Consider the following 19,680-nt stretch of genomic DNA (forward strand, 5'->3'; position numbering starts at 1 on the left):
GCCAGCCCCCAGCACGTTGAGCCGTTCAATCGTTCGAGCAATGCGGGACTCCTTCGGCGTGCCGGCGAACGTGCCGCCCGCCCAGGAGCACACCGCATGAATCATCCCCAGGTCCCCTCGCCCCCCGTGGGCTGCCCCGCCCACAACCCCGGCGGCGTACGTATGCATGCCCTGCGGTTCCAGGAGGATCCGGCCGACCTCTACGGGCAGTTGCGGCGGGAACACGGGCCGGTCGCCCCGGTCCTGCTCGACGGCGACATCCCCGCCTGGCTGGTCCTCGGCTACCGCGAGGTGCACCGCGTCACCACCAACCCCGAGCTGTTCGCGCGCGATTCCCGCCGCTGGCACGCCTGGGACCGGATCCCGGACGACTGGCCGCTGCTGCCCTTCGTCGGCTATCAGCCGTCCGTGCTGTTCACCGAGGGCGCGGAGCATCAGCGACGCTCGGGGGCGATCAGCGACGCCCTCTCCGCAGCGGACCAGTTCGAGGTGCGCGCGCACAGCGAGCGGGTCGCCGACGAGCTGATCGACGCCTTCGCGGGCAGCGGCCGGGCCGAGCTGATGGCCGAGTACGCGAGCCAGGTCCCGCTGCGCGTGGTGGCCAGGATCTGCGGCCTCGAGCCCTCCGAGACGGCCGACCTGGAGCGGGACATGACCGCCTCGCTGGACGACGGCGAGGGAGCTGTCGCGGCGTACGGCCGAATAGCCGCCAAGATGGCGGAGTTGGTGCAGCGCAGCCGCCGTGAGCCCAAGGCGGACGTGCCCTCGCGGATGGCGGCTCACCCGGCCGGGCTCAGCGACGAAGAGATCATCCAGGACATGATCTCGATCATGGCCGCCGGTCAGCAGCCCACGTCCAACTGGATCGGCAACACCCTGCGGCTGATGCTGACCGACGACCGGTTCGCCGTCACGATCTCCGGCGGGCGCCGCAGCGTCAGCCAGGCGCTCACCGAGGTGCTGTGGGAGGACACCCCGACCCAGAACTTCATCGGGCGCTGGGCATCCCAGGACACCAGGCTCGGCGGGCAGCAGATCAAGAAGGGCGACTGCGTCATCCTGGGCCTGGCCGCCGCGAACACCGACCCGCAGGTGCGGCCGGACTTCACCGCCGGCTCCGCCGGCAACCAGGCCCATCTGTCCTTCAGCCACGGTGAGCACCGCTGCCCGGAGCCGGCGCCGGAGCTGGCCGAGATCATCACCAAGGCGGCCATCGAGGTGCTCCTCGACCGGATCCCCGATGTGGTGCTGTCGCTTCCCGCCGATGAGATCGAGTGGCGGCCGTCCATCTGGATGCGGGGCGTGGCCGCCCTGCCGGTCGAGTTCACTCCGGCCCACGTCTCCCGCTGACCGTCCGGGGGTTCCTTCCCCGATCGCCGGACGGCTCGGTTTCCGGGCCGTCCGGCGAAGGATCAGGGCACCCCGCCCCGGTCCGGGTGGCACGTCAGCGCGCCGCCGCGGCCTCCGCGCGGCCCCGCCTGGCCCCGCCCGGCCGGGCGTCCCCGGCCACGATCCCGGTCGTCTGGTAGGCGCTCACGCCCTTGCCCGCCGGCCCGCCGCGGGCCACCCACTCCGCGCGCACCCACAACAGCGCGTCGTTCGCCCGCTCCCAGTGGCCCAGCCACAGCGCCTTGGCCCACAGCCCGGCGCCGGCCCCCGCCATCAGCATCCCGACGGCCGCGGGCACGGCGAACGACGATCCCACCGCGGCCAGGAACGCCGCCGGCAGCCACCAGCGCAGCGCGCGCCGCCGGGCCCGTACGGTCACCGCGCGGTCCTGGAGGAACACCGACCTGCCCGCCCGGGAGGCGGCGCGCGCCAGCTCCAGATACCGCCCGCGGCGGGCCAGGAAGGCCACGACCGCCGCGATCAGGAACAGCGCCGCCCCCGCCAGCACTCCGATCCGGCGCCCCGTCAGCCCCGGCACCGGCACCCCGACGCCTGCGGCCAGCAGGCCCAGCCACCACAGCCACCCCGCCGGCGCCCGCAGAACCACGGCCACCCGGGCCAGCGCATACACCCCGCGCCCCACGACAGACCTCCTCGTCTCGAATCCGGTCACCTGTACAAACTGTGCATACAGCGTTCGAGGGACGGACTCCAGTCACCGGGCCTGAGAATTCTCTGAGAGGCGGTCACTCCACGAACAGGCTCCGCGCCGCGGCCTTGGCGTCGAACTCCTCCAGCCGCGCCTGCGCGTCCGGCAGCGCGTCGCACATCGCCTCCAGCAGCACCCGCCCCAGCAGCATCGGCGCGCACGCCGTGTCGAAGGCGAGCCCGGTGCCGACCGCCGCGGGCAGCAGCAGGTCGCTGTGGCGGGCGACCGGAGCGAAGGCGCTGTCGGCGACCGTCACCACGGTCAGCCCGGCGGACCTGGCGTACTCCAGGCCCTCGACGACCTCGCGCGGATGGCGCGGCAGGGCGAAGCACAGCAGGGCGGTCGCGCCCGCGCGCACCGCCGCGTCGACGCGGTCGGCGAGCATGGTGCCGCCCTCGTCGAGCAGGCGTACGTCCGGGTGGACCTTGCGCGCGAAGTACGCGAAGCCGCCCGCCTGGGCGGAGGCCGCGCGCAGGCCGAGCACCGGCAGCGGCCGGGACTCGGCGAGCAGCCGCCCGGCCCGTACGACCGGGGCCGGGTCGGCGAGCAGGGACGCCAGATGGCGCAGGTTGTCGATCTCCGACTGGACCGCCTGCTGGTACTCGTTGTAGGCGTCCCCGCCCTCGCCCCGCTCGGCGGGGGCGACCTCGCGCAGATGCCTGCGCAGCGCCGGGTAGCCGTCGAAGCCGAGCGCGACCGCGAAGCGGGTCACCGACGGCTGGCTGACGCCGGCCAGCTCGGCGAGCTCGACGCTCGACAGGAACGGCGCGTCGGCCGCCCGCCGCACCATGCAGTGGGCGATGCGCCGCTGGGTGGGCGTCAGCCGGTGGCCCTCGAAGAGCTTCTGAAGCCGGGCGGCGCTGGTCCCCGCCCCGGCACCGGCCGCGTCATCCCGCACCCCGGCCGTCACCTCCGCCGACGCCCCCGTGTTCGTACTCATCGCTCTCTCCTGCCCCTCTCGGCCCTCCCGGGCCCACTCCCCGATGCTCAACTCTCCGCGCCCGCGACGCCGATGTCCGCCAGCCCGTCGAGCAGGCCCGCGGCCACCGCCACATCCTGCGTCAGCGGACGGTCCTCCATCCTCGGATCGAGCTGGTCCGCCGCCAAGGCGAACGCCGCGCCGACCGGCAGCTCCGGTTCCGGCTCCAGCCCGCGCTGGCGCAGCGCCCGTACGGCCGCGACCAGTTCACAGCCCAGCACCTGACGGTAGTTGTCGATCACCCGCAGCGTCTGCCGGGCGCCGAGCGAGGCGAAGCTGGCCTGCTCCTCGACGCCGCGCGAGAGCACGGCGTGGCCGAGCGAGGCCGGGTGGGAGACGGCCCGCAGCTCGCCGAGGGCCGCCCCCGCCGCGTACTCCAGGATCATCACGCCCGAGCTGGCGGACGCGGCGTCGCCGAGGAAGGGCCGCAGCCGGGTGAAGTCCGGCTCCGACAGGGCGGCGAGCCGGGCGGTGGACAGCCGGGCGGTCTGAAGCGTGGCGAGCCGGAAGTGGTCGAGGCCGAGCGCGAGGTGCGCGGCGTAGAAGTTGCCGTGGTGGTAGGCGGCCTCGTCCTCGGCGCATATCAGCGGGTTCTCGGCGGCGGCGTTGAACTCGATGGTCAGCACCCGCTCCAGCGCGTCGGCGGCGTCCAGCGCCGGTCCGTGGATCTGCGGCAGGCAGCGGAAGCCGTACGGGTCCTGGATCCGGCCCAGCGGCGGCGTCGGGCGGGCCGGGGCGCCGAGCAGGGCGCGCATGCGGGCGGCCGCCTCGACGGAGCCGGGGAGCGGGCGCGCCTCGTGCACGGGCTCGGCGTACGCCTCCAGCGAGCCGCCGACCGCGATCAGCGAGAGCGCGGCGACGGCGAGCGAGGCGGACAGCAGCCGGCGCAGCTCGTCCAGGGCGAGCGCCGACTGGCCGAGGGTGAGGGCGTTGCTGCTGATGAGGGCGAGCGCGTCGTTGCCGTCGAGCTCGACGGGCGCGGGGGCGCGGTCGTCCGGGGCGGCGTCGGTGAGGTCCCAGGGGTGTTCGCCGACGAGGGCGAGGCCGGTCTGGGCGAGCGCGGCGAGGTCACCGGTGCCGACCGCGCCGTGTTCGTTGACGACCGGGTGGGCGCCGCTCTCCAGGGCCTGGGCGAGGGCGGTGACGACGGCGGGGCGCAGCCCGGCGCCGCCCGCGAGGAGCTGGTTGGCGCGTACGGCGAGCATGGCGCGGACCTCGCGGCCCGGCAGCGGGGCGCCGATGGCGCCGGCGTGGCTGCGCAGCAGGCGCAGGCCGTGCTCCTGGTCGGCGGCCCCGACGTCCTCGGTGCGGTTGGCGCCGACGCCGGTGCTGCGGCCGTAGACGCGCCCGGTGGCGGCCAGCCGGAGCGCGGTCTCCCAGGAGCGTTCGGCGCGGGCGAAGGCGTCCGGGTCGGGCGCGGCGGGGCGGGCGGTCCGGTCGGCGAGCCGCACGACGTCGGCCACGCGCAGGGTCCGGCCGTCCAGTACGACCTGGGGCGCGGCGCCACCCGCACCGTCCGCGCCGCCGCTACCGCGTGCGCTGCCCGCCGTACCCGCAGTGCCCGTCGAGCCCAGCATCTGAGACAACATCCAGCGGATCCCCTTTCACCCGCACCCTGTTCGGGCCCTATTCGGACGGAGATCGACATTCCGTCCCACATTGTGAGCAGAAGTAACCGTTGATTAACACCGGACTCTTGACTTCTATTCACTCGCCTACGACTGTGCATGACTATATGCAGACAGGGCAAGGGGAAGCGGATGATCAGCTTCAATCGCGTCAGCAAGCACTACCCGAACGGCACCACCGCCGTCGACGACCTCGATCTCGAACTGCCCGAGGGCGGCATCACGGTCCTCGTGGGCTCCTCGGGCTGCGGCAAGACCACCACCCTCCGGATGGTCAACCGGATGGTCGAGCCCAGCAGCGGCACCGTCAGCGTCGGCGGCCGTGACGTCCAGCGGGCCGACGCCGCCGAGCTGCGGCGCGGCATCGGCTACGTCATCCAGCAGGCCGGGCTGTTCCCGCACCGCACGGTGCTCGACAACATCGCCACGGTGCCACTGCTGCTCGGCTGGGGCCGCCGCAAGGCGCGGGCGCGCGCCGCCGAGCTGCTGGAGCTGGTCGGCCTGCCCGCCGACGCCGGCAAGCGCTACCCGCACCAGCTCTCCGGCGGCCAGCAGCAGCGCGTGGGGGTCGCCCGCGCACTGGCGGCCGACCCGCCGGTGCTGCTGATGGACGAGCCGTTCGGCGCAGTCGACCCGGTCGTGCGGACCCAGCTCCAGAACGAGCTGCTGCGCCTCCAGAGCGAGCTGCGCAAGACCGTGGTCTTCGTCACCCACGACATCGACGAGGCGGTGCGGCTCGGCGACCGCATAGCCGTCTTCCGCACCGGCGGCCACCTCGTGCAGTGCGCACCGCCCGCCGAGCTGCTGGCCGACCCGGCCGACGACTTCGTCGCGGGCTTCCTCGGCGCCGAGCGCGGCCTGAAGCTGCTCTCGCTCTCCACGCTCGCCGACGTGCCGCAGCGCCCCGCGCCCACCGAGGAGGCGGGCCCGAAGGGCGAGGGCGGCCGCTGGCGGCTGGTCACCTCCGAGCGCGGCGAGCCGCTCGGCTGGCGCGACACCGAGGGCCCGCAGGGCGACCGTGCCCCGCTGCTGCCGGTACGCCCGCTGCGGGACGGCGACTCCCTGCTGACCGCCCTCGACGAGTCGATCGCCTCCCCCGCCGGTCTGGTGGCCCGCGTGGACGCCGACGGTGTCCTCACCGGAGTGACCGACCGCGAGCTGATCCATGAGCACGCCGGGCGGCGCCACGCGGAGGCGGCGCGGACGGCCGCGGCAGCGAACGGCACGGCCACGGACGGCACGGCCGCACCTGAGGACGCGGGCGTGACCGCATGACCATCGACTGGGGCTGGTTCCCCGACCACCGCGACGACCTCGTCCGGCTCACCCTCGACCATCTGTCCACCGCCATCCCCTCCGTGCTCTTCGGGATCCTGATCGCGTTGCCGCTGGCCGTGCTCGCCCATCGCGTACGGCCGCTGCGCGGGCTGCTGCTGGGCCTGTCGAACGTCCTGTTCACCATCCCGTCCATCGCGATCTTCGTGCTGCTGCTGCCGGTCACCGGCCTCACCCGCACCACCGCGATCACCGGCCTGACCATCTACACCCTGGTCGTGCTGTTGCGGAACACCGTCGAGGGCCTGGACAGCGTCCCCGCCAAGGCCCGCGAGGCGTCCAAGGCGATGGGCGCCCGCCCGCTGCGTACCCTGCTCACCGTCGAGCTGCCGCTCGCCTTCCCCGTGATCATGGCGGGCGTGCGGGTCGCCACCGTGATGGCGATCTCGCTGGTCAGCGTGGCCAGCTACATCGGATACGGCGGCCTGGGCCAGCTGTTCACCGACGGCTTCCAGCGCAACTACCCGACCCCCGTCGTCGCCGGAGTCGCCCTGTCCCTGCTGCTCGCACTGGCCGCGGACGCCGTGCTGGTGACCGTCCAGTGGCTGTGCACCCCGTGGCTGAGGAGGCGTGCCTGACATGATCGAACTGCTGAAGAACCTCGGCGCCTGGCTGACCAGCGGCGCCCAGTGGGCCGGGCCCGACGGCATCGCCACCCGCCTGCTCGAACACCTCCAGTACTCCCTCCTGGCCACCGTCGTCGCCGCCGTGATCGCCCTCCCCGTCGGCCTGCTCATCGGCCACACCGGCCGCGGCGCCTTCCTGGCCATCAACCTCGCCGGGTTCGGGCGCGCGCTGCCCACGGTCGGCCTGGTCACGCTGGTCTTCCTGGCCAGCGGGCTGAGCATGTGGCCGGTGTACGTCTCGCTGGTCGCCCTCGCGGTCCCGGTGATCGTCACCAACACCTACGCCGGCATGGCCGCCGTCGACCCCGAGGTCAAGGACGCCGCGCGCGGCCAGGGCATGCGCGCCCACCAGGTCCTGCTGCGGATCGAGCTGCCCCTCGCGCTCCCCCTGGTCATGACCGGGCTGCGGCTGGCCACCGTGCAGGTCGTGGCCACCGCCACCATCGCCGCGTACGTCAGCTTCGGCGGGCTCGGCCGGTACGTCTTCGACGGGCTCGCCCAGCGCGACCTGGTGCAGGTGCTGGGCGGGGCGGTGCTGGTCGCCGCGCTGGCCATCGCCCTGGACCTGGCGCTGGCCGGAGTGCAGCGCCTGCTGTTCCGCAACCGCCCCGCGCCCTCGCACGCCCACTCGCACTGAGGAACTGAGGAGAAGTCCCGCATGACCTCCCTGAACCCCCGGGCCCCCCGCCCCACTCGCAGGGCCCTGCTCGGCGGCCTCCTCGGCGCCGCCTCCCTCCCCGCCCTCGCCGCCTGCGGCGGCGTCACCTCGCTCAAGGGCGGCTCGGACGACGGCGGCTCCGGCGGCGGCAGCAGCGCGGGCGGCCTGGTCGTCGGCACCGCCAACTTCACCGAGAACCAGATCCTCGGCTACCTCTACGCCGAGGCGCTGCGCGGCGCCGGCGTCAAGGCGAGCGTCCGCCCCAACCTCGGCTCCCGCGAGATCGTCATCCCCGCCCTCCAGCAGGGCGACATCGACCTGCTCCCCGAGTACCAGGGCAATCTGCTCCTGCACTTCGACGACACCGCCAAGCAGACGGAGGCCGGCGACCTCCAGAACGCGCTGACCGTCGCCCTCCCCGGCAGCCTGGAAGCCCTCCCGTACGCCGCCGCCGAGGACAAGGATGTCTTCGCCGTCACCAAGGAGACGGCCGACCGGCACGGGCTGCGCAGCCTCGCCGACCTCCACCGGCTCGACGGCAAGCTGGTCTTCGGCGGCCCGGCGGAGGACAAGAAGCGGGTCGTCGGCCTGGTCGGTCTGAAGGACGTCTACGGGACCACCTTCAAGGAGTTCAAGTCCCTGGACGCCTCCGGCCCCCTGGTCAAGGGCGCCCTGAAGAAGGGCGACGTCGACGTCGCCAACCTCTTCAGCACCGACCCCGACATCCAGGCCAACGGCTGGATCATCCTCGCCGACCCCAAGCAGCTCATCCCCGCCCAGCACATCGTCCCCGTCGTGCGCGGCGCCAAGGCCGACACCAAGGTCCGCAGGGCCCTGGCCCGGCTGGGCGGCGCGCTCACCACGGAGGAGCTGGCCAAGCTGAACAAGCTGGTCGACGTCGAGAAGAAGGACCCGGACGAGGTGGCGGCCGACTGGGCGAAGCGGAACGGCCTCGCCAAGCGATAGCACCGCCGAAGGGCGGCGCGGCCCAGCCCGGGCCGCGCCGCCCGGCCCTGTCCGTCAGGCCGGGAGCCCTCAGGCCGGGGGCAGCAGCTTCTTCTGGGGCTTCCCCATGGCGTTGCGCGGCAGCGCGTCCAAGAAGCGGACCTTGCGGGGGCGCTTGTGGACGGAGAGCTGCCCGGCGACGAAGTCGATCAGCTCCGCCTCGCTCACCCCGTCGGCGACGACATACGCCACGATCTGCTGGCCCAGGTCCTCGTGCGGGGCGCCGACGACGGCCGCCTCACGCACCGCCGGGTGGTCCAGCAGCGCGTTCTCGACCTCGCCGGCGCCGATGCGGTAGCCACCGGACTTGATCAGGTCGGTGGAGGCCCGGCCGACGATGCGGTGGAAGCCGTCCGGCTCGACGGCGGCGATGTCGCCGGTGCGGAACCAGCCGTCCTCGGTGTACGAGCCGGCGGTCGCCTCCGGGCGGTTGAGGTAGCCGTCGAAGAGGGTCGGGCCGGTGAGCTGGAGCTCGCCAATCTCGGCGCCCTCCTCGGCGGCGATCCGGGTGCGGATGCCGGACAGCGGGGTGCCGACATAGCCGGGGCGGCGCTCGCCGTCCGCCCGGGTGCTGATCGTGATCAGCGTCTCCGTCATGCCGTAGCGCTCGACCGGGCGGTGGCCGGTCAGCTGCTCCAGGTCGCGGAAGACGGGCGCGGGGAGCGGGGCGCTGCCGGACACCAGGAGCCGGGCGGCGGAGAGCGCGCGGGCGGCGGCCGGGTCCTGGACGACCCGGTTCCAGACCGTCGGCACGCCGAAGTACAGGCTGCCGCCCGCCGCCGCGTACGCCGCCGGGGTCGGCCGGCCGGTGTGCACCAGCCGGCTGCCCACGCGCAGCGCGCCCAGCACGCCGAGCACCAGCCCGTGCACATGGAACAGCGGCAGGCCGTGGACGAGCGTGTCCTCCGGCGTCCAGGCCCAGGCCCCGGCCAGCGCGTCCAGGTCGGCGGCCACCGCGCGCCGCGAGATCAGGGCGCCCTTGGGCGCGCCGGTGGTGCCGGAGGTGTAGAGGATGAACGCCGTCGACTCCGGGGCCGGTTCGGCCCCGCTCCACGCCGCGCGCTCGGCCAGGTCCACCGGGACGGTCTCCACGGGCGCGGCGTGCTCGTCCTCCGACGGCTCCCCCGTCAGCAGCAGCGCGGCCTTGGAGTCCCGGAGGATGTGGTCCCGTTCCGCGGGGCCGGAGTCCGGCGGCACGGGCACCACGGGCACCCCCGCGAGCAGCGCGCCCACCACGGCCGCCACCGTCTCCGCCGTCGGGGTCGCCCGGACGGCGACGACGGGCGCCCCGGCGATACGGGCCGCGACCGCGCCCGCGGCGCCGAGCAGTTCCTCGCGCGAGCAGGCGCGGGGGCCCACGGTGAGCGCGTCGGGGCGGTCGCCTCCCGACGCGCCTCCCGATCCGGCGAGGGACGTAAGCAGAGGTGCGGACACGGACTGGCTCCTTCCACAGCGGGCCGGGAGGTACGGCTACCTGTCCCCCCACGCGATTCGGGGGGCTAGCCCCACCGACAACGCGTCCCTGAGACCGTACCGTTGGAGCATGGACAGTCGTGACGCCGAACTGAAGCGCGAACTCGACGCCACCCTCCAGACGCGCAAGGAGCTGGGGGCGGAGTACGAGACGGAGCTGGTCGACTCCTTCATGGAGAAGGTCGAGCAGCGGTTCAACGACACCGCTGACCGCCAGGTGCGGCGGCAGATGGCCGAGGAGCAGATGGCGGCCGCGCGCGGCGCGCGCCCCGACCCGGCGGGCCTCCCCGGCCAGGGTCCCGGCCTCGGGCTCGGGCTCGGCGAGCGCTTCGCCTTCGTGGTGGTCACGCTCGTGCTGGCCATTCCGCTCTCCGCGATCGCCGCGGCCAACGCGGGGCTGTCCGGGCTGCTGGTCACCTGGGGCGGCATCGTCGCGGTCAACGCGGTGCACGCGTCCGGATGGCTCTCCGTGCTGCGCCGCCGCCGCGAGACGCGCGGCGACTGGGACGCGTAGCGAGAGCGGGATGTGCGGGGGGATGTATAGGGGGGACCGCCGCACCCCGGTGTGAGCACCGAGGGCGGGACGACGGCGGTCCCCGCCAGGGACGCGGGCCGGGGCAAGCCGAGCCGTCGCGTCCGGGCGACCATGGAGGTCCGGGAGCCGCTCCGGAGGTCCTTGTCGCCGCTCTTCGGGTGTCGGTGTCGTCCGTTCCGACACCCACTAATGTGCCGGAGCTGTGTTAAGCGCGTGCTGCGGGCGCGTGACACCCACGTACCACTTACCGGAAGGACGAGCGACCTTTTCCGAGACGGCAGTTGACCACCGGAACGGCTGCCGCCGTGGCTACCGCTGGGGAGCGCCCTGGGCGCCCTTGGCCAGGTACGCCAGCAGGTCCTGCCGGCTCACCACGCCGCTCGGCTTCCCCTCCACCAGCACGATGGCCGCGTCCGCCCCGCCCAGGACCGCCATCAGGTCCTCGACCGGCTCGCCCGAGCCGACGTGCGGCAGCGGCGCGCTCATGTGCTTCTCCAGCGGGTCGGTCAGCGCGGCGCGCTGCGCGAACAGCGCGTCCAGCAGCTCGCGTTCCACCACCGACCCGATGACCTCGGCGGCCATCACGTCCGGGTGCCCGGCGCCCGGCTTGACGATGGGCATCTGCGAGACGCCGTACTCCCGCAGCACCTCGATGGCCTGACCGACCGTTTCGTCCGGGTGCATATGGACCAGCGAGGGCAGCCCGCCCTCCTTGCCCTGGAGGACGTCGCCGACGCGCACCGCCGGGCCCTCCTCCTCCAGGAAGCCGTAGTCCGCCATCCACTCGTCGTTGAAAATTTTGGAAAGGTAGCCGCGGCCGCTGTCGGGGAGCAGCACGACCACCACATCGTCGGGGCCCAGCTCCTCGGCGACCCGCAGCGCCGCCACCACGGCCATCCCGCACGAGCCGCCGACCAGCAGCCCCTCCTCGCGGGCGAGCCGCCGGGTCATCTGGAAGGCGTCCTTGTCGGAGACCGCGACGATCCGGTCGGCGACGGTCCGGTCGTAGGCCGTCGGCCAGAAGTCCTCGCCGACGCCCTCGATCAGATACGGGCGGCCGCTGCCGCCGGAGTACACCGAGCCCTCGGGGTCCGCGCCGACGACCTGGACCCGGCCCTCGCTGGCCTCCTTGAGGTAGCGGCCGGTGCCGCTGATCGTGCCGCCGGTGCCGACGCCCGCCACAAAGTGGGTGATCTTCCCCTCCGTCTGCTCCCACAGCTCGGGACCGGTCGTCTCGTAGTGCGAGCGCGGGTTGTCGGGGTTGCTGTACTGGTCCGGCTTCCAGGCGCCCGGGGTCTCGCGCACCAGGCGGTCCGAGACGTTGTAGTACGAGTCGGGGTGCTCGGGGTCCACGGCCGTCGGGCAGACCACGACCTCGGCGCCGTACGCCCGCAGCACATTGATCTTGTCGGTGGACACCTTGTCGGGGCAGACGAAGATGCACTTGTAGCCCTTGCGCTGGGCGACCATCGCCAGCCCCACGCCCGTGTTGCCGGAGGTAGGCTCGACAATCGTGCCGCCCGGCCGCAGCGCACCGGAGCGCTCGGCGGCCTCGATCATCCGGACCGCGATGCGGTCCTTCACCGAGCCGCCGGGGTTGAAGTATTCGACCTTGGCCAGGACGGTCGCCCGGATGCCCTCGGTGACGCTGTTGAGCTTTACCAGCGGGGTGTTGCCGACCAGCTCAATCATCGAATCGTAGTACTGCACACCTGCTCCAGGTCCGAAGTCAGCGGGTTCTCCGCGGTCAGGGCGGGCGGCCGCCGTCGCGGGCCCGTGCTGCCCAGCTTATTGCGCGCTGTGACCGCTCAACGGGTGCGTGGCGCCCGAGCGCGAACGCGGCAACAAGCCGGGCGGCAAGTGGTTAGCAAGTCGTACAAAAAAGGGTACAAAGGAGCAACGGACGTGTGGACGGAGGTGACCTGGACCCATGTCTATGTCGAGAGCGAGGGTCGCGCGGCGGATCGCCGCCGCGGCGGCGTACGGAGGCGGCGGGATCGGGCTGCTGGGCGGCGTGGCCGCCGTTCTGCTGCTCACCGAGGTCTCGCACGCGAAGCGGGTGGTCGGGGGATCCGAGGACCCGCCCCCGCGCGCCGACGGCCGCTACGGTCTCGACTTCACCCCCCGCGCCGACCGGCCCGCGCTGCGGCTGGCCTTCCTCGGCGACTCCACCGCCGCCGGGCAGGGCGTGCACCGGCCCAGCCAGACCCCGGGCGCACTGCTCGCCTCGGGGCTCGCCGCGGTCGCCGAGCTCCCCGTCGACCTGCACAATGTGGCCCAGCCCGGCGCCCAGTCCGATGACCTGGAGCGCCAGGTGACGCTGGCCCTCGAGGACCCGACGGCCCTCCCCGATGTCTGCGTGATCATGATCGGCGCCAATGACGTCACCCACCGCATGCCGCCCGCCCAGTCCGTACGGCTGCTGTCGGAGGCGGTGCGCAGGCTGCGCGGCGGCGGCTGCGAGGTGGTGGTGGGCACCTGCCCTGATCTCGGCACCATCGAGCCCGTCTACCAGCCGCTGCGCTGGATCGCCCGCCGCCTCAGCCGCCAGCTGGCCGCCGCGCAGACCATCGGGGTGGTCGAGCAGGGCGGCCGTACGGTCTCGCTCGGCGATCTCCTCGGGCCTGAGTTCGCGGCCAACCCGCGCGAGCTGTTCGGGCCGGACAACTACCACCCCTCGGCGGAGGGCTACGCGACGGCCGCGATGGCCATTCTGCCGACGCTGTGCGGGGCGCTCGGTCTGTGGCCCGAGGTGCCCGAGGAGGCCCGCGACGTGGGCATCCTGCCGGTGGCCAAGGCCGCGGCGGAGGCGGCGGCCGAGGGCGGCACCGAGGTCACCGCGGCCCGCGGCCCCTGGGCCCGGCTGCTGCGCCGCAACGGCCACGCCTCGGGCGAGCGGACGCCCGCCGCCCAGAAACCGGCCGGAGCCCCCTCCTCCACGGGCCCGCCCCCGACGGCCCGCTGAGCCCCCGAGGCGCTGAGCGTACGCTTGGAAAAGAGGCCCGCATCACAGCCCTGATGCCGTGACCCATGCGATACGTGCGGGTAACTTCCCTCAGAGTCCACCCAGCCCGCCCCTCGCGCCATCTGGAGCCGTGATGCCCGAAGCCGTGATCGTCTCTGCCGCCCGCTCCCCCATCGGCCGGGCCTTCAAGGGGTCGCTCAAGGAGCTGCGGCCGGACGACCTGACCGCCGAGATCATCCAGGCGGCGCTCGCCAAGGTCCCCGAGCTGGACCCGCGCGACATCGACGACCTCATGCTCGGCTGCGGGCTGCCGGGCGGCGAGCAGGGCCACAACCTGGGCCGGATCGTGGCCGTGCAGATGGGCATGGACCACCTCCCCGGCTGCACCATCACCCGCTACTGCTCCTCCTCGCTCCAGACCTCCCGGATGGCGCTGCACGCGATCAGGGCGGGCGAGGGCGACGTCTTCATCTCGGCGGGCGTCGAGATGGTCTCCCGCTCGGTGAAGGGCACCTCGGACGGGCTGCCGGACACCCACAACCCGATCTTCGCCGACGCCGAGGCCCGCACCGCCGAGCGCGCCGAGCGCGCCGAGCAGCAGGGCACCGACTGGCACGACCCGCGCGAGGACGGCCTGATCCCCGACGCGTACATCGCGATGGGCCAGACCGCCGAGAACCTGGCCCGGCTGAAGGGCATCACCCGCGAGGACATGGACGAGTTCGGCGTGCGGTCTCAGAACCTCGCCGAGGAGGCCCTCAAGAACGGCTTCTGGGAGCGCGAGATCACCCCTGTGACGACCCCGGACGGCACGGTCGTCGCCAAGGACGACGGCCCGCGCGCGGGGACCACCCTGGAGGGCGTACGCGGCCTCAAGCCGGTCTTCCGCCCCGACGGGCTGATCACCGCGGGCAACTGCTGCCCGCTCAACGACGGCGCCGCGGCGCTGGTGATCATGTCGGACACCAAGGCGCGCGAGCTGGGCGTGACGCCGCTGGCGCGGATCGTGTCCACCGGCGTCTCGGCGCTCTCGCCGGAGATCATGGGCTACGGGCCGGTGGAGGCGTCCAAGCAGGCGCTCGCCCGCGCCGGGATGGCGATCGGCGACATCGACCTGGCGGAGATCAACGAGGCGTTCGCCGCGCAGGTCATCCCGTCCTACCGCGACCTGGGCATCGACCTGGACCGGCTCAATGTGAACGGCGGCGCGATCGCCGTCGGCCACCCCTTCGGAATGACCGGCGCCCGGATCACCGGCACGCTGATCAACTCGCTCCAGTTCCACGACAAGCAGTTCGGCCTGGAGACCATGTGCGTGGGCGGCGGCCAGGGCATGGCCATGGTGCTGGAGCGGCTGAGCTGAGCCGGGCCGGGCACACCGAGTCTCTCCGGGCACATGCGCCCAGCACATGAGGTGAGCACATGAGTTGTGACCGAATCTCCCCCAGGATGTGACCAAGGTCCTGGGGGAGTGGTGTAAGCCCAGCTCAGCGGGGGTGTTCCGGGCCCTCGCCGCATCCGCCGACCCCGATTTCCGTCCACTTGGTGATGTTATGCACTGACACGGGGCGGCGGCGCGGGCCAAGCTGAGGTAGGAATTCGGGGGATCTACAGGAACCGGGAGTTAAGTCAGTGAGCGCCACGACTCTTGCCGCCCTCCTGGCCGCGGCCACCGCCACGGCCGTGGGCGCGTCCGCCCTGCTCACCGCACGCGGCACCCGGCGGCAGATCGCCGAACTGCGGGCCGAGCTCGCGGCGGCGGCCGCTCCCACCGCCGGCCGGGACGGCCGGGCGGACTTCGCGGGCGAGGCGGGCCCCGTCGCGGTCCCGGCGCCCCGCTCCGCCGCCACCCCCGTGGCCGAGATACGCGCCGCCGTCGCCGACGCGCTCGCCGAGGAGCGGGAGCGCGAGCTGGCCGAGGCGCGGGCGTTCTGGGCGGCACAGGAGGCCCGGGACACCGCGGCGGCGGCCGACGCGCACCCGCTGCTGGGCAGGCTGGCCGGGCTCGGCGAGGAGCCGCAGCCGGACGTCATCCCGTATGTGCCCCGGCAGGCCGACCCGGCCGGGGTGGAGCCGCTGATCGACCTGGACGCGCTCGACCCCGTGGGCGAACCGGACCTGCGCCCGGAGACGGGCGCGGAGGCCGAGGTGGACCTGGAGCCGGATCCCGGCCTGGACGCGGAGCCGGCGGCCGAGGCCGTGGAGTCGTCCGAGCTGGCGGCCGCGCGCCGGCGCCACCCCTCGCACCCGGACTTCTCGCCGCACCCCACCGTCGCCGACCACGACCGCACCGTGGCCCGGCTCACCGCGCTGGCCGACGCCCACACCCCGCTCGCCGATGTGCGCCCCGGCCCGCTGGGCACCCTGGATGTGTATGTCTTCGCCGACGGCACCACGGTCTGTATGACCCCCGGCCACCGCGAGACCGCGGAGCGGCTCGCGGACGCGCTGCGCGAGGGGCGCGGCCCGGTGCTGCTGGGCAGCTCCGGGGTCCTCGGCGCCTACGCGCTGACCTTCGGCTGCGGCGACGAGCAGGTGTACATCCTCGCCGACCGCGTCATCGCCTCCCTGTAGCCCCGGCGCCCGGCCCCCCAGCCCCGGCCCCGGCTCAGAGGTCGCAGCGCCGGGCCGTGGCCTCCACCAGCGCCACCGCGGAGGCGAGCGCCTCATCGCCCTCGGCTCCGCCCGCCCCGGCACCGCGAGGCGCGCGCTCCAGCGCATGCGCCAAATCGTGACCGGCCACCGCCACCTGGTCGGCGACCGCGAACATCCCCGCGTCCGGCATGATCCTCGGGCTGCTCCCGGGCTCCTCGATCCGCTGGGCCCGCACCGACAATTCCCTTGCCAGCGCGAGCCCTTCGGCCGCCACACCCCGGCTCAGACGGGACTGCGGAAGGGAGCGCAGACGGTCGGCGAGCCGGTCCACGGCGGTCAGCAAAGAGGTCGCATCATCCACGCTGCGAGCCTATGCGCCACCCGCGGACTGTTGCCAACGGCCGAACTCTCAGGCACGGTGAGCTGAAGGACCAGACCCGGGCCGTGAAGAAAGGCCTGGAAAACGGACGCGTCGGAGGCGCCGATGTCCCAATCCTTCTCCGAAGAAACCCACCGGAACCTGCTCTCCCGAATCCCCCAATGCACCGGCCGTGAAGTCGTCGACTGGCTGCGCACCGTAGACGAAGGGCCCGCCCTCTTCCGCTTCGAGGAGAAGGTCAGCTGGCTGCGCGGTGAACACCAGCTCGCGTACGGCCATGCCAAGGCGATCATTCATGAGCACGATCTGAGGCGGGCCGCGCGCAAGCTGCTCTAGCCTCCCCTCCCCTCCCCACACCATCGAACAGGACGAAGGGCCCGCGGGGCGTATGCCTCGCGGGCCCTTCGTGATCAGCTGGTGATCCGGTCCCGGACGATGTCCGGGGGGACGGCTAGTCCCGGAAGAGGGAGATCAGCCGGAGCAGCTCCAGGTAGATCCACACCAGCGACAGGGTCAGACCGAACGCGGCCAGCCAGGACTCCTCGCGCGGAGCGCCGTAGCGGACGCCGTCCTCGATCTGCTTGAAGTCGAGCGCCAGGAACGCGGCGCCGAGCACCACGCCGATGATGCCGAACAGGATGCCCATGCCACCGCTGCGGAAGCCGAGGCCGTCACCGCCGCCGAAGGCGGCGAAGAGCAGGTTGACCGACATCAGCAGCAGGAAGCCGATGGCTGCGGCGGCCACAAAGCGCTGGAATCGCGCGTTCACCCGAATGAGCCGGGTCTTGTACGCGGCGAGCACACCGACGAACACGGCCATCGTGCCGAGCACGGCCTGCATCGGGATGCCGGACCAGCGCTCGTTGTACACCTGGCTGATGACGCCGAGGAAGAGCCCCTCGAAGAGGGCGTAGCTCATGATCAGCGCGGGCGAGGCCTTGCGCTTGAACGACTGGATCAGGCCCAGCACCATCGCCACGAGCGCGGCGCCGAAGCCGACGGCGACGGGCAGCTCCATGATCCAGGCGGCCGCGGCGGCGAGGATGACGGTGCCCAGCGTCATACCGGTGCGCATGACGACGTCGTCCATCGTCATACGGCCGGTCTGAAGCGGACCGGCCGGCGGGGCGCCGTACATCTGCTGAAGCTGGTCGGGTGTCAGATTCTGCTGGTCACCGGCCGCGTACGGGTTGGTCGGTGCCTGGGTCTGCGCGTACGGGTTGCCCTGGGCTGCGGCGGGGCCCCCGGCCTGCGGTGCCGCGCCGAAGCCCGCGTAGCCGCCGTCGCGGCTGAACCCCCGTCGCGAGAAGACCGGGTTGCTGCTCCTCATCTCACTCCTCCATGGCCGCCCTGCGCGACCTTGACTACAGAGTAATGGGTAAGCAAAGAAAGCACTCTAGTGCCCAGGGAGGATATTTTCACGCGCGCGAGCGGCGCGAGGCCCATGCGGGCCCCGCGCGGTGGACGTTGGGCGACCGGACGCGCACTCAGCGTACGGTCGCTGGGACTGGGTGTGCCCGGAACCGGACTTGAACCGGTACGCCCGCGAGGGGCAGCGAGGTTTAAGCTCGCCGTGTCTGCATTCCACCATCCGGGCGCGGCTCCCTCGGGTCGTACGAGCACGCACGTACGTCCCTCCCCGTAGAAGAGCAACCACGAGCCTATCCGGGGGCACGCCCCCGAACAGCGGATCGACGAACCGAGGTTGTCTTATTTTATTGGCAACTGAGGGCCCATCAGCATCGGGTCGGGGCAACCGCACACACCGGCGCCCATCGGACCTGCTCATATGCCGCACCACGCCCCCGGCAGGGGATTGACGCAATCTCGACGCCCCCGTATGGGGGTTGTGAGCTGCTGCCGGTTGGCAGTGTTTGGGCGCGTTTTGGTGTGCGGGAGTAAGCACACGCACGGCGGTGCGATGAGGCTGGGGCGGGAATGGGGGTTCTTGCATCGAATGCGTGACCTGTATGGGAGGTGTTCGTTGGGTGTGGTGAAGGGTTCTTCGTCACCGGGCGGAGGTGGGGGATGGGCGGGCTGCGCGAGGTGGCGGCGCCGTTCGTGGTGCCCGGTCCGTCCGGGGTGGCGATCCGCAGCAGCCTCAAGGACCTGACCGGGCAGGACGAGGAGGTCCTGCGCCTGGTCGGGGCCCTGCTGGGTTCCCTGGCCTCCCGGGATCTGAGGGCCCGCTGCGCGGCCGGGCTGGATCATGACAGCAATCAGTGGGCAGAGCGCAAGCGTGCTTTGACCGGTCAGTCGTCCTCGCGCTGGGCGGGCAGCATCACCAAGGCCTCGCATGATCAGTGGGCGCTGGCCCGGCGCAGTCAGCTCGCGCATATTCAGTCCCTTGAGGCCGGTGTTCGTACGATCGCATCCCGGCTGTCGCTGCCGGTGGGGTCGAAGGGGACCAACGGTTCGCCGGGTGGTTACCGCTCCCGGCAGGAGTGGTTCGCCAAGTCGAGGCGCCTGCATCTGCTCGAGGACCGGCTGGTGCGGGAGCGGGCCGACCGTGAGGCGGGGCGGGTGCGGGTGGTGCGCGGTGGTAAGAAGCTGCTGCGTAACCGGCACAACCTCAAGGCGGCCCAGTTGACCGAGACGCAGTGGCGGGAGCGGTGGGAGGCCGAGCGCTGGTTTCTTCAGGCCGATGGCGAGTCGGGGAAGGGCTTCGGGAACGAGACGATCCGCGTCACCCCGGGCGGTGAGGTGAGCATCAGGCTTCCGGCGCCGCTGGCCGCGCTGGCGAACGCGCCCCACGGCCGGTACGTGCTGGCCTGCCGCGTCCGCTTCCACCACCGGGGCGAGCAGTGGGCCGACCGCATCGCGGCCAACCGGGCCGTGGCGTACCGCATCCACTACGACGTGGACCGTGGCCGCTGGTACCTGACTGCCTGCTGGCAGATCCCGGCGGTGAGGACGGTGCCGCTGGAGGCGGCCCGGTCCGGCGGGCTGGTGGGTGTGGACATGAACGCCGACCATCTGGCCGCCTGGCGCCTGGATGCCCACGGAAACCCCGTCGGCGAACCCCGCAGGTTCGACTACGACCTCACCGGATGCGCACCGCGCCGGGACGCGCAGGTGCGGCACGCCCTCATCCGCCTCCTGCACTGGGCCCAGCGCCACCACCTGGCCATCGCCATCGAGGACCTGGACTTCCAGGCCGAGACGACCCGGGAGAAGCACGGACGGCGCAAGCGCTTCCGCCGCCTGATCTCCGGCATGCCCGTGAGCAGGCTGCGCAGCAGGCTGGTGTCCATGGCCGCCGAACTCGGCATCACCGTCGTCGCCGTCGACCCGGCCTACACGTCCAAGTGTGCGACACGAAGTCGCACCGTAAGAAGTGGAGTTGCAATGGTGAATTCATAGCCAATGCTCTCCCTGGCTTGTGTCATAGGCCAGTCCCTCAC

17 protein-coding genes, 1 tRNA gene and 1 pseudogene are annotated in these 19,680 nt (G+C 72.7%); 11 read left to right on the forward strand and 8 right to left on the reverse strand.

Translation table 11 applies throughout. The features are described from left to right. Window positions 1–96 precede the first annotated feature (96 nt). A complete protein-coding gene (locus ABTY62_RS41980; RefSeq protein WP_352134644.1) occupies window positions 97–1,350 on the forward strand; it encodes a cytochrome P450 in 1,254 nt (417 codons plus the stop codon). Between the two features lie 94 nt (window positions 1,351–1,444). Here the strand turns inward: ABTY62_RS41980 and ABTY62_RS41985 are convergent, their stop codons facing one another. The 3 genes from ABTY62_RS41985 to ABTY62_RS41995 form a co-directional block, all read right to left on the reverse strand. Continuing rightward, window positions 1,445–2,032: a hypothetical protein gene (locus ABTY62_RS41985; RefSeq protein ID WP_352134645.1), complete on the reverse strand. Its 588-nt coding sequence runs from the start codon at window positions 2,030–2,032 to the stop codon at window positions 1,445–1,447. A gap of 103 nt (window positions 2,033–2,135) precedes the next feature. Next, complete coding sequence (locus ABTY62_RS41990; protein ID WP_352134646.1) at window positions 2,136–3,038, reverse strand: MurR/RpiR family transcriptional regulator; 903 nt, start codon at window positions 3,036–3,038, stop codon at window positions 2,136–2,138. 47 nt (window positions 3,039–3,085) lie between these two features. Further along, on the reverse strand, window positions 3,086–4,666 hold the full coding sequence (locus ABTY62_RS41995; RefSeq protein ID WP_352134647.1) for an aromatic amino acid ammonia-lyase: 1,581 nt from the start codon (window positions 4,664–4,666) through the stop codon (window positions 3,086–3,088). Window positions 4,667–4,837: 171 nt separating this feature from the next. Between ABTY62_RS41995 and ABTY62_RS42000 the strand changes: the two genes are divergently transcribed. From ABTY62_RS42000 to ABTY62_RS42015, 4 genes are read left to right on the forward strand one after another with little or no spacing between them, the layout of a single operon-like run. Beyond that, on the forward strand, window positions 4,838–5,980 hold the full coding sequence (locus ABTY62_RS42000; RefSeq protein WP_352134648.1) for an ABC transporter ATP-binding protein: 1,143 nt from the start codon (window positions 4,838–4,840) through the stop codon (window positions 5,978–5,980). Continuing rightward, entirely contained in the window at window positions 5,977–6,618 is a 642-nt protein-coding gene (locus tag ABTY62_RS42005) for an ABC transporter permease (protein ID WP_352134649.1), read from the forward strand. The genes ABTY62_RS42000 and ABTY62_RS42005 overlap by 4 nt, the downstream gene beginning before the upstream one ends. A 1-nt stretch (window position 6,619) precedes the next feature. Then, window positions 6,620–7,303 carry an ABC transporter permease gene (locus ABTY62_RS42010; RefSeq protein ID WP_352134650.1) on the forward strand — a complete coding sequence of 228 codons (684 nt, stop codon included), beginning with the start codon at window positions 6,620–6,622 and terminating at the stop codon, window positions 7,301–7,303. A 21-nt stretch (window positions 7,304–7,324) separates the two neighbouring features. Beyond that, window positions 7,325–8,290: an ABC transporter substrate-binding protein gene (locus tag ABTY62_RS42015; protein ID WP_352134652.1), complete on the forward strand. Its 966-nt coding sequence runs from the start codon at window positions 7,325–7,327 to the stop codon at window positions 8,288–8,290. A 69-nt stretch (window positions 8,291–8,359) separates the two neighbouring features. Here ABTY62_RS42015 and ABTY62_RS42020 read toward each other — a convergent pair whose 3' ends face one another. Continuing rightward, window positions 8,360–9,763, reverse strand: a complete 1,404-nt coding sequence (locus ABTY62_RS42020) for an acyl-CoA synthetase (protein WP_352134653.1) — start codon at window positions 9,761–9,763, stop codon at window positions 8,360–8,362. A 109-nt stretch (window positions 9,764–9,872) separates the two neighbouring features. Between ABTY62_RS42020 and ABTY62_RS42025 the strand changes: the two genes are divergently transcribed. Beyond that, the gene (locus tag ABTY62_RS42025; protein ID WP_352134654.1) at window positions 9,873–10,316 is read left to right on the forward strand and encodes a hypothetical protein; all 444 of its coding nucleotides are present in this window, start codon (window positions 9,873–9,875) and stop codon (window positions 10,314–10,316) included. A gap of 330 nt (window positions 10,317–10,646) precedes the next feature. On the opposite strand, the gene ABTY62_RS42030 is transcribed toward ABTY62_RS42025, so the two are convergent. Beyond that, window positions 10,647–12,047: a cystathionine beta-synthase gene (locus ABTY62_RS42030; protein ID WP_352134655.1), complete on the reverse strand. Its 1,401-nt coding sequence runs from the start codon at window positions 12,045–12,047 to the stop codon at window positions 10,647–10,649. Window positions 12,048–12,267: 220 nt separating this feature from the next. Here ABTY62_RS42030 and ABTY62_RS42035 point away from each other — a divergent pair, with 220 nt between their 5' ends. The 3 genes from ABTY62_RS42035 to ABTY62_RS42045 all read left to right on the forward strand — a co-directional run bounded on the left by ABTY62_RS42035 (window position 12,268) and on the right by ABTY62_RS42045 (window position 15,876). Further along, the gene (locus ABTY62_RS42035; RefSeq protein WP_352134656.1) at window positions 12,268–13,302 is read left to right on the forward strand and encodes an SGNH/GDSL hydrolase family protein; all 1,035 of its coding nucleotides are present in this window, start codon (window positions 12,268–12,270) and stop codon (window positions 13,300–13,302) included. Between the two features lie 133 nt (window positions 13,303–13,435). Continuing rightward, window positions 13,436–14,665, forward strand: a complete 1,230-nt coding sequence (locus tag ABTY62_RS42040) for an acetyl-CoA C-acetyltransferase (protein WP_352134657.1) — start codon at window positions 13,436–13,438, stop codon at window positions 14,663–14,665. A 269-nt stretch (window positions 14,666–14,934) separates the two neighbouring features. Then, entirely contained in the window at window positions 14,935–15,876 is a 942-nt protein-coding gene (locus tag ABTY62_RS42045; RefSeq protein WP_352134658.1) for a hypothetical protein, read from the forward strand. 34 nt (window positions 15,877–15,910) lie between these two features. On the opposite strand, the gene ABTY62_RS42050 is transcribed toward ABTY62_RS42045, so the two are convergent. Next, window positions 15,911–16,258, reverse strand: coding sequence for a hypothetical protein (locus ABTY62_RS42050; RefSeq protein ID WP_352134659.1), 348 nt, complete (start codon window positions 16,256–16,258; stop codon window positions 15,911–15,913). A 123-nt stretch (window positions 16,259–16,381) separates the two neighbouring features. Here ABTY62_RS42050 and ABTY62_RS42055 point away from each other — a divergent pair, with 123 nt between their 5' ends. Continuing rightward, window positions 16,382–16,612 (forward strand): DUF4287 domain-containing protein, encoded by a 231-nt coding sequence (locus ABTY62_RS42055; RefSeq protein WP_311729380.1) that lies wholly within the window; start codon window positions 16,382–16,384, stop codon window positions 16,610–16,612. A 115-nt stretch (window positions 16,613–16,727) separates the two neighbouring features. Here the strand turns inward: ABTY62_RS42055 and ABTY62_RS42060 are convergent, their stop codons facing one another. Then, complete coding sequence (locus ABTY62_RS42060) at window positions 16,728–17,606, reverse strand: Bax inhibitor-1/YccA family protein (RefSeq protein WP_352134660.1); 879 nt, start codon at window positions 17,604–17,606, stop codon at window positions 16,728–16,730. 184 nt (window positions 17,607–17,790) lie between these two features. Next, a tRNA-Leu gene (locus tag ABTY62_RS42065) sits at window positions 17,791–17,873 on the reverse strand. A gap of 431 nt (window positions 17,874–18,304) precedes the next feature. Here ABTY62_RS42065 and ABTY62_RS42070 point away from each other — a divergent pair. Beyond that, window positions 18,305–19,585: pseudogene (locus ABTY62_RS42070) on the forward strand (IS200/IS605 family accessory protein TnpB-related protein); the annotation flags it as partial. Between the last annotated feature and the right edge of the window lie 95 nt (window positions 19,586–19,680).

Source organism: Streptomyces sp. NPDC097640, from assembly GCF_040302705.1.
In the GTDB taxonomy this organism is placed as follows: Bacteria; Actinomycetota; Actinomycetes; order Streptomycetales; family Streptomycetaceae; genus Streptomyces.

What these genes read in the sequence shown, in the direction of transcription:
- ABTY62_RS41980 (WP_352134644.1), top strand. Translation starts at nt 97, where the DNA reads ATGAATCATCCCCAGGTCCCCTCGCCCCCCGTGGGCTGCCCCGCCCAC.
- ABTY62_RS41990 (WP_352134646.1), bottom strand. Translation starts at nt 3,038, where the DNA reads ATGAGTACGAACACGGGGGCGTCGGCGGAGGTGACGGCCGGGGTGCGG.
- ABTY62_RS41995 (WP_352134647.1), bottom strand. Translation starts at nt 4,666, where the DNA reads ATGTTGTCTCAGATGCTGGGCTCGACGGGCACTGCGGGTACGGCGGGC.
- ABTY62_RS42000 (WP_352134648.1), top strand. Translation starts at nt 4,838, where the DNA reads ATGATCAGCTTCAATCGCGTCAGCAAGCACTACCCGAACGGCACCACC.
- ABTY62_RS42005 (WP_352134649.1), top strand. Translation starts at nt 5,977, where the DNA reads ATGACCATCGACTGGGGCTGGTTCCCCGACCACCGCGACGACCTCGTC.
- ABTY62_RS42010 (WP_352134650.1), top strand. Translation starts at nt 6,620, where the DNA reads ATGATCGAACTGCTGAAGAACCTCGGCGCCTGGCTGACCAGCGGCGCC.
- ABTY62_RS42015 (WP_352134652.1), top strand. Translation starts at nt 7,325, where the DNA reads ATGACCTCCCTGAACCCCCGGGCCCCCCGCCCCACTCGCAGGGCCCTG.
- ABTY62_RS42025 (WP_352134654.1), top strand. Translation starts at nt 9,873, where the DNA reads ATGGACAGTCGTGACGCCGAACTGAAGCGCGAACTCGACGCCACCCTC.
- ABTY62_RS42035 (WP_352134656.1), top strand. Translation starts at nt 12,268, where the DNA reads ATGTCTATGTCGAGAGCGAGGGTCGCGCGGCGGATCGCCGCCGCGGCG.
- ABTY62_RS42040 (WP_352134657.1), top strand. Translation starts at nt 13,436, where the DNA reads ATGCCCGAAGCCGTGATCGTCTCTGCCGCCCGCTCCCCCATCGGCCGG.
- ABTY62_RS42055 (WP_311729380.1), top strand. Translation starts at nt 16,382, where the DNA reads ATGTCCCAATCCTTCTCCGAAGAAACCCACCGGAACCTGCTCTCCCGA.
- ABTY62_RS42060 (WP_352134660.1), bottom strand. Translation starts at nt 17,606, where the DNA reads ATGAGGAGCAGCAACCCGGTCTTCTCGCGACGGGGGTTCAGCCGCGAC.